Source organism: Saccharopolyspora elongata, assembly GCF_004348985.1.
Taxonomy (GTDB): Bacteria; Actinomycetota; Actinomycetes; order Mycobacteriales; family Pseudonocardiaceae; genus Saccharopolyspora; species Saccharopolyspora elongata.
Map to the genome: position 1 here is coordinate 17,035 of NZ_SMKW01000010.1, position 13,064 is coordinate 30,098.

Annotated in this window: 11 protein-coding genes; 2 read left to right on the top strand and 9 right to left on the bottom strand. The window is 72.0% G+C overall.

Going from position 1 to position 13,064, the window contains the following annotated elements; all coding sequences use genetic code 11:
• The first annotated feature begins 143 nt into the window (after positions 1-143).
• Positions 144-788, top strand: a complete 645-nt coding sequence (locus E1288_RS10165; RefSeq protein ID WP_132483642.1) for a DNA alkylation repair protein — start codon at positions 144-146, stop codon at positions 786-788.
• 150 nt (positions 789-938) lie between these two features.
• On the opposite strand, the gene E1288_RS10170 is transcribed toward E1288_RS10165, so the two are convergent.
• The 6 genes from E1288_RS10170 to fdh all read right to left on the bottom strand — a co-directional run bounded on the left by E1288_RS10170 (position 939) and on the right by fdh (position 9,609).
• Entirely contained in the window at positions 939-3,278 is a 2,340-nt protein-coding gene (locus tag E1288_RS10170; RefSeq protein WP_132483644.1) for an FtsX-like permease family protein, read from the bottom strand.
• Positions 3,275-3,985: an ABC transporter ATP-binding protein gene (locus E1288_RS10175; protein WP_235883463.1), complete on the bottom strand. Its 711-nt coding sequence runs from the start codon at positions 3,983-3,985 to the stop codon at positions 3,275-3,277. Before E1288_RS10175 ends, E1288_RS10170 begins: the two co-directional genes overlap by 4 nt.
• Positions 3,982-4,506 carry a PadR family transcriptional regulator gene (locus E1288_RS10180; RefSeq protein ID WP_132483646.1) on the bottom strand — a complete coding sequence of 175 codons (525 nt, stop codon included), beginning with the start codon at positions 4,504-4,506 and terminating at the stop codon, positions 3,982-3,984. The genes E1288_RS10175 and E1288_RS10180 overlap by 4 nt, the downstream gene beginning before the upstream one ends.
• 66 nt (positions 4,507-4,572) lie before the next feature.
• Positions 4,573-5,472, bottom strand: coding sequence for an NrfD/PsrC family molybdoenzyme membrane anchor subunit (gene nrfD / locus E1288_RS10185; RefSeq protein ID WP_132483648.1), 900 nt, complete (start codon positions 5,470-5,472; stop codon positions 4,573-4,575).
• Positions 5,469-6,329, bottom strand: coding sequence for a 4Fe-4S dicluster domain-containing protein (locus E1288_RS10190; RefSeq protein ID WP_132483650.1), 861 nt, complete (start codon positions 6,327-6,329; stop codon positions 5,469-5,471). Before E1288_RS10190 ends, nrfD begins: the two co-directional genes overlap by 4 nt.
• Before the next feature lie 4 nt (positions 6,330-6,333).
• On the bottom strand, positions 6,334-9,609 hold the full coding sequence (gene fdh / locus E1288_RS10195) for a formate dehydrogenase (protein WP_165968061.1): 3,276 nt from the start codon (positions 9,607-9,609) through the stop codon (positions 6,334-6,336).
• 122 nt (positions 9,610-9,731) lie between these two features.
• Here fdh and E1288_RS10205 point away from each other — a divergent pair, with 122 nt between their 5' ends.
• Positions 9,732-10,397, top strand: coding sequence for a TetR/AcrR family transcriptional regulator (locus E1288_RS10205; RefSeq protein ID WP_132483656.1), 666 nt, complete (start codon positions 9,732-9,734; stop codon positions 10,395-10,397).
• A gap of 7 nt (positions 10,398-10,404) precedes the next feature.
• Here E1288_RS10205 and E1288_RS10210 read toward each other — a convergent pair whose 3' ends face one another.
• From E1288_RS10210 to E1288_RS10220, 3 genes are all read right to left on the bottom strand, one after another.
• The gene (locus E1288_RS10210) at positions 10,405-11,031 is read right to left on the bottom strand and encodes a pyridoxamine 5'-phosphate oxidase family protein (RefSeq protein WP_132483658.1); all 627 of its coding nucleotides are present in this window, start codon (positions 11,029-11,031) and stop codon (positions 10,405-10,407) included.
• Between the two features lie 86 nt (positions 11,032-11,117).
• Positions 11,118-12,173: a PDR/VanB family oxidoreductase gene (locus E1288_RS10215; protein WP_132483660.1), complete on the bottom strand. Its 1,056-nt coding sequence runs from the start codon at positions 12,171-12,173 to the stop codon at positions 11,118-11,120.
• On the bottom strand, positions 12,173-13,054 hold the full coding sequence (locus tag E1288_RS10220; protein ID WP_132483662.1) for a metal-dependent hydrolase: 882 nt from the start codon (positions 13,052-13,054) through the stop codon (positions 12,173-12,175). The genes E1288_RS10215 and E1288_RS10220 overlap by 1 nt, the downstream gene beginning before the upstream one ends.
• Positions 13,055-13,064 lie beyond the last annotated feature (10 nt).

Consider the following 13,064-nt stretch of genomic DNA (forward strand, 5'->3'; position numbering starts at 1 on the left):
GGCGCACCGAAAAGACCGCGCAAAGGCTCTGCACCTCGTCCGAAGAGCCCGAATTGCCCGGCGCGACATCTCTTGCCTCGTAGGCTGATCCCACACGTGATGGACAGGAGGCCGAGGTGGCTGAGACGTCGGTGGCCGAGGTGATGGCCGAGCTGGCCGCGCTCGAGGACCCGAAGGCGCGCAAGGTGAACGAGAAGCACGGTGACGATCACGGTGTGAACCTCGGCAAGCTGCGTGCGCTCGCGAAGCGGCTGAAGACGCAGCAGGAACTCGCGCGCCAACTCTGGGAGACGGACGACACCGCCGCGAAGCTGCTGGCGACCCTGATCTGCCGCCCGAAGGCGTTCGAGCGTGACGAGCTGGACGCCATGTTGCGTGCCGCGCGCACCCCCAAGGCGCACGACTGGCTCGTGAACTACGTGGTGAAGAAGAGTCCGCACGCCGAAGAGCTGCGCCTGGCCTGGTCCGCCGATCCGGATCCGGTGGTCGCGAGCGCAGGCTGGGCGCTGACCGCCGAACGCGTGGCGAAGAAGCCCGAGGGCCTCGACCTCGCGGAGCTGCTCGACGTCATCGAGGCGGAGATGAAAGGCGCCCCGGACCGCCTGCAGTGGGCGATGAACAGCTGCCTGGCCCAGATCGGGATCGGTCACGCCGAGCACCGCGCCCGGGCGCTCGACATCGGTGAGCGCCTGGAGGTGCTCAAGGACTACCCGACCCCACCGAACTGCACGTCACCGTTCGCGCCCATCTGGATCACCGAGATGGTGCGCCGCCAGCAGGAAACGTAGGAAGGCCTCGCCGCCACACACTCAGGCGCCGCCGGGAATGATTGATTTCATTTGACACTGAACTAATAGAGTGGACAAACGCCACGATGGGGGCCTCCTGCCGGGTAAGCAGGAGGCGCCCATCGACTCGGGACTACTCGTCCGGCGGGGTCACTCGGTGCGGAGGCCCGTCGGATGGGCGGCTCGGCCGAGCGCCGGGAGGGTCAGGGCCGTTACGACCAGGACCGCCGCTGCCGCGAACGCGAAGAGGCCGAGCATGCCTGGCAGGTCGAATACGATCTGATCCTTCCCGCTGTTCATGGCCACCGTCGTCAGCACGCCGAGCAGCATGCCGACCACCGTCGCCAGCGCCGTTGCGACGAGCATCGGCACCGCGTTCTGGAGGAGTTGCGACCACCACTGGGTTCGCCTCGGGACGCCCACCGCCGCGAGCACGGCCAGCGGCCTGCGCCGTTCCTGGATCTGCTCGGCCGCCGAGACGAACAGGCTGCACCCGATGAGCGCGAAGGTGAGCAGCGCACCTGCCAGCAGCGCGGCGCGGATCGCGGCCAGCGCCGACTCCTGGCCCGAGCCCGCGCCCCCTCCGCCTGCCGTCGTGATCCAGGCGCTGTAGTCGGCGAGGTGCGCCGCGGCGATGTTGCGGAAGCGCTCGTCCAGGTCCTTCGGGGCCGCCGGGTTGAGGCGGATGTCCACCTGCAGGTGCTGGACTTCCGCCGGGATGCCGGCGGCTGCGGCCGGGGTCAGCACCATCGCGATGTCGTAGTCGCCGAACACGACCGGCGCGGACGCCGGCCGCACCGACTCCGGCACGTTCCAGGCCGGTGGTGGCGTGCTGGAGCGGAACTCCCGTCCGTACGACGATTCCGCCAGCTCGACGCGCTCGGCGGGCCGTAGCGGGCTGTGGCCGGGCGGCGCGAACGCGTCGCCGTCCCGGCAGTCCGGCACCGTGAGCAGCCGGGCGATCTGCGCGCAGTCGGCGATGAGCAACCCAGCAGTCGCCCTGTCCTGCCCCGTGACCACGGCAATCGTCGCGACCCGCACTTCGTCGACGCCGGGCAGCGATCGCACCTCCTGCTCGATCCGCCCGATCTCGGCGGGCTCGGCCGGTCGTTCACCGGCGATTCGCCCGCTGGCCGACGCCGCTCGCACCGGGTCCTGCGAAGTGCCGCGGTCCGCGTGGTCGGCTTCTTCCGCCGCCATCAGTGTCTGCAGGGCGATCACGCCGGCGACCACGACCGCGATCGCGCTGACCGACCGCGCGGCGGGGCCGCTGGTCAGCTGCAGCCGTCCGATCGCCAGCTGCCACGCAGTCGGGCCGCCTCGCAGGCGTCCGACCGCGCGCTCGACGCACCACGGCAGCAGCACCGGGATCCCGACCAGCACGAGCACCACGGAGACGACGAACAGCGGCAGGTCGTCCATGCTGTCCAAACCCATGGCGACCGCCAGCAATCCCAGCAGGCCGAGTCCGAGCGGCACCAGGCGCCAGCCCAGGCGACGCCGCCGCGACACCGTCCGGCGGGTCACGTCCAGCGGGTCCGCGATGGTGTGCGTCAGCGAGCCGATCGTGACGATGACGGCGACGGCCGGGATACCGACGCTCACGAGCGCCGCGAGCCACCACACCGGGTTGATGTCGAACGCGAAGACGGCGGACTCCGCGACGGTCACTCCGCTGGCGAACGTCCGCCCGACGAGGAACAGCGCCCAGCCCAGCACGACGCCCAACACCGCGCCCGCCAGCGCTTCGCCCGCTGCCATCCGGCGGATCTGCTCACCGCTGGCACCGACCAGCCGCATTGCCGACAGCCGGCGCTGCCTCGCGGTCTCGGCCAGCCGCACGGTGGCCGCGACGTACACCACGATCGGCACCAGCAGAGCGGCCAGACCGAGGGAGAGGATGAGCCATTCGCTGGTCGAGAACGTCGCGCGGCTGTGTCCAGGGGCCTCCCCGAAGTGGTCCAACACGCCGCTCACGTTGCTGCCCCGCGGCGACAGCGCGTCGGTTCCGGCGTAGAAGAAGAGCTCATTGGGTTCGAGCAGGCCCTCGGCGCCGACCACGCCGACCACGTTGGGGAACCTCGGCTGCAGCAGCGCGCCGTCCGGCCCGGAGAGGAGCTCCTCCAACGCCGGCGAGACCACCACTTCTCCCGGCCGCGGGTTCTGGTGCAGCCCGGGAGCCACCGGCCCATCGGGGCGCTGGTTCTGCACCCACAGCCCCTGGACCCGCTCGTTCCGGAACTCCGTCGCGGTCTGCGCCACCAGCACCGAGGCGGCGTCCCCGGCGACGGCGCCGACACCCCACCTCGCGTCGAATCGGGCGTCGCGGGAGGAGGCGACGTTCGGGATCGATGCCGCCGCCAGCAGCAACGCCACGCCGAGCCCGACGCCCGCGGCGGTGACCACCAGCCGTCCCCATGACCGCCGGCCGGTCACCGCCAGGCGGAGCCCGAAGGCCAGGTCCCGCATCCAGTCCTGCGCAGTCGTCATCGGGCCACCCCGGTGAGCTGGGTGCTGCCGTCGCGGAGCACGACCTCCCGGTCCGCGTAGGCGGCGACGCGCGGTTCGTGGGTCACCAGCACCACCGCCGCGCGGGCGCCCCGCGCGGCGCGCGTCAGCAGCTTCATCACCTGCTCGCCGCCGGCGGAGTCCAGCGCGCCGGTCGGCTCGTCGGCGAAGATCACCGCGGGCTCGGCGACCAGCGCCCTGGCCAGCGCCGCGCGCTGGCCCTGCCCACCGGAGATGTCGCCGGGTCGCGAACCGGCCACGTCGGCGATCCCCAGCTCTTCCAGCCACAACGCGGCCTTGGACTCCGCTTCGCGGCGCGCCATCCCGGACAGCCGCAGCGGCAGCGCCACGTTCTCCCGCACCGTCAGCTCCGGCACCAGCTGCCCGAACTGGAAGACGAAGCCGAACTCCTCGCGGCGCAGGGCGCTCCGCCGCTCGTCGGACAGCGTCGTCAGTTCCGTGCCGCGGTAGCTGATCTGGCCCGACTGCGGCAGGCGGATGCCGGCCAAGCAGTGCAGCAGGGTCGACTTCCCGGACCCGGATGCGCCCATCACCGCGACGATCTCCCCCGCCGAGACGGACAGGGACACGCCGCGCAGCGCCGGCGTCGGGCCGAAGGACAGGTGCAGGTCCGTGCCGCGCAGCAGCGGTTCGGCTGCCGGCGCCTGGGTCACCGCTGGTTCGGTCACTGGGAAACCTCCTGGGCGAGCGGTTCGAGGCGGGTCACGGCGAGTTCGAGCCACCGCAGGTCCGCCTCCAGGTGGAAGAGGGCGTAGTCGTGCACCAACTGCTCGCCGGGTTCGGCTTCGGCCTTGCGGCGGGTCAGTTCGCGCATGCGGGCCAGGTGGGCGCCGCGCTGGCGGTCGAGCACCTCCGTCGCGTCGCGACCGGAGCGGACGGCGAGGACGACCTTGGCGTAGAGCGTGTTGTGGAGTTCCGCCACGGGCTTCTCCGGAGTGGACAGCCACTCCTCGATCCGGCGCCTACCGGCCTCGGTGATCGAGTAGCGCTTGCGGTCCGGTCCCCCGCCGGACTCGACTCCGTCCACTTCGACCAGTTCGTCCCGCAGCAGCCGGGACAGCGTCGAGTAGACCTGCCCGTAGGCCAGCGACTTGGCGTGCCCGAAGCTCTCGTCGTAGGCGCGCTTCAAGTCGTATCCGTAGCTGGGGCCACCTTCCAGCAGCCCCAGCAAGGTGAGACTGATCGACATGCCGGCAACTATACACGCGGTGTATATAGCAAGTGTATAGATGTCTGGATCAGGCGAATCCGCTGGTCAGGAGCGTTCGCGTTGCGGCACCACGGTGTACCGGGGATCCCGGACCGACGCGCGACCGGCCTCGAAGACGGCGTACCGCGTCGCGGCGGCGGCCGCGGTCAGGCCCAGCCCCGAGGCGATCGCGGCCGACCGGCTGCGCCCGGCGAACAGCGCCGCTCCCGCGCCGAAGGCGGTCAGCGCCCGGGCGGCGCGCCACACCGCGCCCGCGCGGCCCTGCCGGTAGACCTCGCCGACCAGCCCGATCCGCCTGTGCATGCTCTGCTCGGCGGCGAACTCCAGTGCCGCCCCGGCCACCGCCATCCGCCGCGCCGGGCCGGACTCGCCCGGCGCGGCGAGCATGCCGATCGCACCCGCGCTCGCCACGGCACTCCCGGCGAACAAGAACGGCAGCTCGCGGTACGCCTCGTGCCATCCCGGGACCGCCGTGTCGGCCAGCAGCACCGCGGTGTAGGTCGTCATCGCGGGCGCGATCACCCCGGCCGTGGTGGCCGCCGCGCGGCCCAGAACCGGGAGCCGCCCGGTGAGCTCGCTGGCCACGGCCACGCTCGACAACGCCGAGAACGGCGCCAGGATCCAAGACCCGACGCTCAGCGGCGAGGTCGGCTTCAGCACCCGGAGCATGTTCAGGAACCGCGCCGGGCGCCCGAGGTCGTGGATCAGCGCCCCGACGCTGGCCGTCGCGCCGACCGCCGCGGCCAGCCTGCCGGAGCGCGCCAGCCGCCGGTACCCGGCGAGGTCCGCGCACAACGCCATCGCCGACGACGCCCCCGCCAGCCCGCCGAGGTAGAGGTACGCGGGAACGTCCGGCACCTTCCACACCGGCTGCTTGAGCACCGGGCGCCCGTAGTAGGACCGGAACTCCGCCTCCGGCACCATCAGCCGGTCGCCGCGCTTCACCGCCTGCCCCCGAGGAAGCACCCGGCGATCACGGCCGCCGCGGTCAGCGCCGCGCCCGCCGCGTGCCGCCACATCGACGGCAGGTCCCGCGTCGTCACCACCGGGTCCGGCGGCAGCCCGTACACCTCGGGCTCGTCCAGCAGCAGGAAGAACGCGCCGTCGCCGCCGACCCCGTCGGCCGGGTCGTGCCCGTAGAGCCTGGCCTCGGTGATGCCCTGAGCGTGCAGCTCTTCGACGCGCAGTTGCGCGCGGTCGCGGAGTTCGTCGAGCGGGCCGTACTGGATGGACTCCGTCGGGCACGCCGTCGCGCAGGCGGGCATCAGCCCCGCGCCCAGCCGGTCCTGGCACAACGTGCATTTGGCCGCGCCGCCGGTGTCCGGCCGCACGTCGATCACCCCGTACGGGCAAGCAGGCACGCAGTAGCCGCAGCCGTTGCACACGTCGTCCTGCACCAGAACCGTGCCGTACTCGGTGCGGATCAGCGCGCCCGTCGGGCAGACGTCGAGGCATGCCGCGTGGGTGCAGTGCTTGCAGACGTCCGAGGACATCAGCCAGCGGACCTGGTCCTCGCCCATACCCGGCATGCCCAGGTCCACAGTGGACCCATGCTGTTCGACGAAGGCCACGTGCCGCCAGGTCGTCGCGCCGAGCGCGCCGGTGTTGTCGTAGGACATCCCGGTGAGGTCGAGGCCGTCCTCGGGCAGCAGGTTCCACTCCTTGCAGGCGACCTCGCACGCCTTGCACCCGATGCACACGCTGGTGTCGGTGAAGAACCCGACGCGGTCGGGGTGGTCCGACGGGTAGCCCGCCTCCCCCGCCGGGTCCGCAAGCGGTCCGCTCAACCGGTTCGATTCCACGCGCTCACTCGCCTCCTCGCCTCGGACTGTCGGCGTGCTCCATGCCGGTGCGCTCGGTGATCCCGGCCCGCCTCCGGTACTCCTCGACGTAGCGGACCAGCGCCGCGCCGCGCGGGCGGCGGCCCGGCCGGATGTCGCAGGCACCGGCCTTGGTCTCCATGATGTGCACGTTCGGGTCCAGCGCCACGTTGATCAGCTCGTTCGCCGCGTCGCCTGTCGTCAGGCCGTTCGGCCCCCAGTGCCACGGGATGCCGATCTGGTGGAGGGTGCGCTCGCCGTGGCGCAGCGGCCGCATCCGGGCGGTCACCAGGACGCGGCCTTCGATGGCGCTGCGGGCGGTGATCACGGTCGCCCAGCCCAGGTGCCGCAGCCCGCGCTCGGCCGCCAGCGCCGGGGAGACCTCCAGGAACATCGCCGGCGCCAGCTCGGACAGGTGCGCCAGCCACCGGCTCATGCCGCCCGCGGTGTGGTGCTCGGTGAGCCGGAACGTGGTGAACACGTACGGGAACACCTCGCTGCCGGGTTCGGCGCCGCTGGGCTGGTAGCGGTTCTCCGGCCGCGAGAACACCTGCCGCGCCGGATTCCGCTGCTGGGCGGCGTGGATCCGGTTTTCCAGCGGCGACTCCTGCGGCTCGTAGTGGGCCGGCAGCGGGCCGTCGACCAGCCCGGCCGGGACGTAGAGCCAGCCGCGCCCGTCGCTCTGCATGATGAACGGCTCGGTGCCCGCGATGCCCTCGGGCCCGGTGGCGTCCGGGTCGGGCAGGTAGTCCGGCTGCTTGGCCCGGTCGAAGTCCGGAATGTCGTGGCCGGTCCACTCGCCGCGCTCGTCGTCCCACCAGACGTAGGCCTTCCGGTCGCTCCACGGCCGGCCGTCCGGGTCGGCCGATGCCCGGTTGTAGAGCATCCGCCGGTTCGCCGGCCACGCCCAGCCCCACTCCGGCGCGACCCACGACTGCTCGCGGCCCGGGCGACGCCGCGCGGACTGGTTGATCCCGTCGGCGAAAACGCCGCAGTAGATCCAGCAACCGCAGCGGGTGGATCCGTCCGGGCGCAGCTGGGTGTAGGACGACAGCGGGTCGCCGGCGGCGTCGAAGCCGTTGATCTCCTGCAGCACGGCCGCCGCGCTCGGCTCGCGGATGTCGCCCTCGACCGGGTAATCCCAGGTCAGCTCCAGCAGTGCCCGGTCCCGCTCGGCGCCGGGTTCGAGCTTCTCCCGGAGCCGTCGCCCCAGGTGGTAGAAGAACCACAGGTCGCTGCGCTGATCCGCTTGCGGCTCAACGGCTTTGTGGTGCCACTGCAGCAGCCGCTGGGTGTTGGTGAAGGTGCCGTCCTTCTCGGTGTGCGCCGCGGCGGGCAGGAAGAACACCTCGGTGCCGATGTCCTCGGTGCGCATCTCGCCGGTCTCGATCTCCGGGCCGTCCAGCCAGAAGGTGGCCGTCTCGATCAGGTTGAGGTCGCGCACCACGAGCCAGTCCAGGTTCGCCAGGCCCATCCGCTGCTGGCGGGCGTTCGCCGTGCCCACCGCCGGGTTCTCGCCGACGACGAAGTAGCCCTTGCAGCGCCCCTCGATCTGGTCGATCGCGGTCTGGAAGGTGCCGTGGTCGCCGGTCAGCCGCGGCAGCCGGTCGAAGCAGAAGTCGTTGTCGGCCGTGGCGTGCTCGCCCCACCACGCCTTGAGCAGGCTGACCAGGTAGGACCGCATGTTGCCCCAGTAGCCGCGCGCGAGCTCGTCAGGCGCGACGAAGGAGTCGAGGTCGAAGTCGGCGTGCGCGTGCGGCATCGGGATGTAGCCGGGCAGCAGGTTGAACAGCGTCGGGATGTCGGTCGAGCCCTGGATGCTGGCGTGCCCGCGCAGCGCCAGGATCCCGCCTCCGGGCCGGCCGATGTTGCCCAGCAGCAGCTGCAGGATGGAGGCGGCGCGGATGTACTGCACGCCCACCGTGTGGTGCGTCCAGCCGACCGCGTAGGCGATCGCCGTGGTGCGGTCCCGGCCGGAGTTCGCCACGAGCTGCTCGGCCACCCACTCGAAGTCCTCACGCGGAACCCCGCACACCTCCTCCACCATTTCCGGCGTGTAGCGCGCGTAGTGCCGCTTGAGCAGCTGGAACACGCAGCGGGGATGCTGCAGCGTCGGGTCGGTCTCGGCGCGACCGCGGTAGACCGGGCCGCCCGCTCCGGTGCGCTCCGGGCGGCTGGCGTCGCGCTCGCGTCCGTGCGTCGTCGTGGGCACCGCGGTCTCCGGGCCGTGACCGCCGACCGAGGGCACCGCGGAACTGCCCTCGTACTGCCAGGTCGTCGTGTCGTAGCTGCCCGCTTCGGGGTCGAAGCCGGAGAAGACGCCGTCGAGGTCCTCCGTGTCGCGGAAATCCTCGCCCACGATCATCGGGGCGTTCGTGTAGGCCACGACGTAGTCGTGGAAGTAGGCGTCGTTGGTCAGGACGTGGTTGATCAGCGCGCCGAGGAACGCGATGTCGCTGCCCGCGCGCAGCGCGACGTGCCGGTGCGCCAGCGCCGAGGTGCGGGTGAAGCGCGGGTCGACGTGGATGATCGTGGCACCGCGCCGCTTCGCCTCCATCACCCACTGGAAGCCGACCGGGTGCGCCTCGGCCATGTTGGACCCCTGGATGAGGACGCAGTCGGCGTTGGCGAGGTCCTGCTGGAACGTGGTGGCGCCGCCGCGCCCGAACGAGGTGCCCAGACCGGGCACCGTGGAGGAGTGTCAAATGCGGGCCTGGTTCTCCACCTGGATCGCGCCGAGGGCGGTGTAGAGCTTCTTCATGAGGTAGTTCTCCTCGTTGTCGAGGGTCGCTCCTCCGAGGCTCGCGATGCCCGTCGTGCGCCGCAGCGGCCGGCCGTCGGCGTCGGCGTCCTGCCAGGTGGCGGCCCGGGTGGCCAGCACCCGGTCGGCGATCATGTCCAGCGCGGTGTCGAGGTCGAGGTCCTCCCACCCGGTGCCGTGCGGGCGGCGGTAGCGGACCTTGGTCTGCCGCAGCGGCGAGGTCACGAGCTCGCGGCTCGCCGAGCCCTTGGGGCACAGCCGGCCGCGGCTGATCGGCGAATCGGGATCGCCCTCGATCTGGGTTACGGCGCCGTCCTGGACGAAGACCCGCTGGCCGCAGCCCACCGCACAGTACGGGCACACCGAACGGACCACCGCGTCGGCGTCCTCGGTGCGTGCCCGCCGCTCATCGGTGCGCCGCGACCGGGCCGCTGGGCCCCTGCCCAGCGGGTCCGCCCCGGTCAGCTGGCGAACCACCGGCCAACGCAACCACTCCGCCATCACCGTTCTCCCCACACGCGTGGTTCCAGGAGAAACCCGGCGGCCGGGCGATGCAAGCCCAGCGCTCGCATCGGTAATCGGCGCGCTTGACCCGGGCCGGAGCCGGGACGAATCTGGCAGGTATGACGGCCGCTGCGGCGGAGAACCCGGCTTCCCGGCCCCAGGACCGCCGCCATCGCCGGACCATGCGCACCCGCGCGGCCATCGAAGCGGCGGCCCTGAAGCTGTTCGCCGAGCAGGGCTTCGCCAGCACCACGGTGGAGCAGATCGCCGAGGCCGCCGACATCGCCCCGCGCACGTTCTTCCGCCACTTCCCCAGCAAGGACGCCGTGCTCTTCGGCGACCCGGGCCGCGAGACCGAACGGATGCGCGAAGTGCTGGCCGCCCGGCCCGCCGGCGAGCACCCGATGCGATCGCTGGCCGCGGCGCTGCTGGACGCGGCCGAACGCATCGAACAGGACCGCGCGCAGCACCTGATGCGCGCCGAGCTGCTGGACGGCCTCGAGCACGCCGGCGACTACGAACTGCACCTCATCAGGCAGCGCTGGGTAGAGGACATGGCCGCGCTGGTCGCGGAGCGGACGGGCGCCGGCGGCGACGACCCGCGCACGGTCGCCTACTCGATCACCCTGATGAGCTGCTTCGGCTCGGCCATGCACAGCTGGCTGGTCGGCACCGGCGGCACGCCGTTGCGCGAGATCCTCGCCCAGGTGCTGGACGAGACCGCCGGTGGCCTGGCCCAGGCCGCCGACGTGGTCGGTTCGGCGGTCCGGGGTTCGGCGCGCTGAGGGCCCGTCAGTAGAGGCCGTTGGCGTAGGACGGGCCGTAGTAGCGCTCCAGTTCCGCCAGCGAGTCCTCCGGGCGCTCCAGGAACTTGGCGATCTGCGCGCGGGAGGCCACGGCGTCCGGCTCCCACGTTTCGGACTTCCACAGCGCGGAGCGCAGGAACGCCTTCGAGCAGTGGTGGAAGACCTCGTCGATCTCCACCACCAGCGCCAGCGTCGGGCGGTGGCCCTTGACCACCATCTCGTCGAAGAACGGCGCGTCGCGCACCAGCCGCGCGCGGCCGTTGATGCGCAGGGTGTCGCCGCGGCCGGGGATGAAGTAGATCAGGCCGACGTGCGGGTTCGACAGCACGTTGCGGAAGCCGTCGACGCGCCGGTTGCCCGGCCGGTCCGGGATGGCGATCGTCCGGTCGTCCAGCGCCAGCGTGAACCCGGCCGGGTCGCCCTTCGGCGAGACGTCGCACGTGCCGTCCGCGGCGGAGGTGGCGATCAGGCAGAACGGCGAGGCCGCGAGCCACTGCCGGTCCAGCTCGTGCAGGCCGGGGCGCGCCTTGTCCGCGACGCGCTGCAGCGGCTCGCCGACGATCTCGCGCAGTTCGTCGACCGACGTGATCTCCACCAGACCAGTGAGCTCCATGGCTTCTCCATAAGATCGATCTTCCGCCTCAGACCGTACGGCACCGGGGAGCGCCGCCGAGAGTGGTTTTCGTCGCTGCGATCGGTTCAGAGGTCGAGCACGACCCGGCCCGTCGCGCGGGAGGTGCAGATCGCCATCCGGTCGTCCTCGGCCCGGCCCCGGCGGTGGACCTCCCCGGCGAGGACCCGGACGTGGCAGGTGCCGCAGAAGCCCTGGCGGCAGGAGTAGGGCACCTGCGGCAGGACCTCGCCGATCACGTCCAGCGCCGACCGGTCCGCGGGCACCTCGACGGTCTCGCCGGTGCGGGCCAGCTCGACGGTGAACGGGCGGCCGTCGACGATCGGCGGCGCCGAGAACCGCTCCCAGTGCAGCGAATCCGCCGCGCTGCCGGGCAGATCGACCCGCACGCCGGTGATCATCGGGATCGGCCCGCAGCAGTACACCGCCGCGTCGGGCGGGCAGTGCTCCAGCAGTTCCGCGCCGGAGGCCGGGATGCCGAACTCGGTGTCCGGCCGGATCCAGACGCGCGCCGGGTCCAGCGCCGTCAGCTCGCCGAGGAACGGCATCGACTCGCGCGACCGTCCGGTGTAGACCAGCCGCCAGTCCGCGCCGCGCGCCGCGGCGGTGCGGACCATCGGCAGGATCGGCGTGATGCCGATGCCGCCCGCGATGAACAGGTAGCGCGGCGCAGTGACGAACGGGAACGCGTTGCGCGGCCCACGCGCGACGATCCGGCTGCCGGAGCGGATCTCGTCGTGGATCTCGCGCGATACGCCGCCGTCGGCCAGCCGCCGGACCGCGATCCGGTAGTGCCCGCGTTCGCCGGGATCCCCGCACAGCGAGTACTGCCGCTTGCGGCCGGAGGGCAGCACGACGTCGAGGTGCGCGCCGGGCTGCCAGGTCGGCAGCGGCGCGCCGCTCGGGCTCGTCAGCCGCAGGCTGATCACCTCGTCCGCTTCGGCGCGCACCTCCGACACCAGCAGCGGGATGTCGCGGTCCACCGGCCGGACCGGCGGGTGGTCACGGCGGTCGTTGCGGTGCAGCCATTCCACGGCGGTGGTCAGCTTGTCGAGCGCCCAGAGGAACCGGTCCGGGCCCGCGTGGGTGAGCGCCGGCGGCACGGCGCGATCGACCTCGGCCATCAGTGCTCGGCCGCCTGCGCGGCGGGCGACTTCGCCAGGTACGCCACCGCCTGGCTGGTCGAACCGTGCTGCGACGGGTGGTAGGAACGGCGGAAGTAGGGCGGGATCGCCTTCAGCATCTGCCAGTAGCCGGGCGTCAGCCCGAGGCGCCCGGTGCGCAACATGTCGCGGAAGCGCGGCTTGCGGCGGCCGCGCAGCACCGGGTCGTGCGCCATCAGGTAGCGGACACCTCGCGCCCACAGGATGGCCAGCACCGTGATCGCGATCGCCATCGTCCGGCAGCGTTGCAGGTAGCCGCCGTCGACGTGCATGTAGAGGTCGTAGGCGACCGACCGGTGCTCGACCTCCTCGGCACCGTGCCAGCGCAGCAGGTCGAGCATCGTCGGGTCGGCGCCTGCGGCGTCGAGCTCCGCCGCGTCCAGCACCCACTGGCCGAGGAACGCCGTGTAGTGCTCGATCGCCGCGATCATCGCCAGCCGCTGCACCAGCCACGACTCGGCGCGCTTGCCGGTGTGCGGCCGGTCGCCGAGGATCTTGCGGAACATCCAGCCGACCTGCGCGACGTAGGGCCGGGTGTCCAGGCCGTGCGCGTCGAAGTGGTCCAGCACGCCCTGGTGCGACTCGGCGTGCATCGCCTCCTGGCCGACGAAGCCGCGGACGTCCTCCAGCAGCCGGTCGTCCTTGATCAGCGGCATCGCCTGCTTGAAGACCTCCACGAACCAGCGCTCGCCCTCCGGCAGCACCAGGTGCAGGAAGTTGATCATGTGGGTGGCGAACGGCTCACCGGGAATCCAGTGCATCGGCAGCTGGGCCCAGTCGAAGGCGACATCGCGGGCCTGCAACGCGACGCGGTCCGGCTCCCCTGGATCGATCTGCGACATCTCCGGCCTC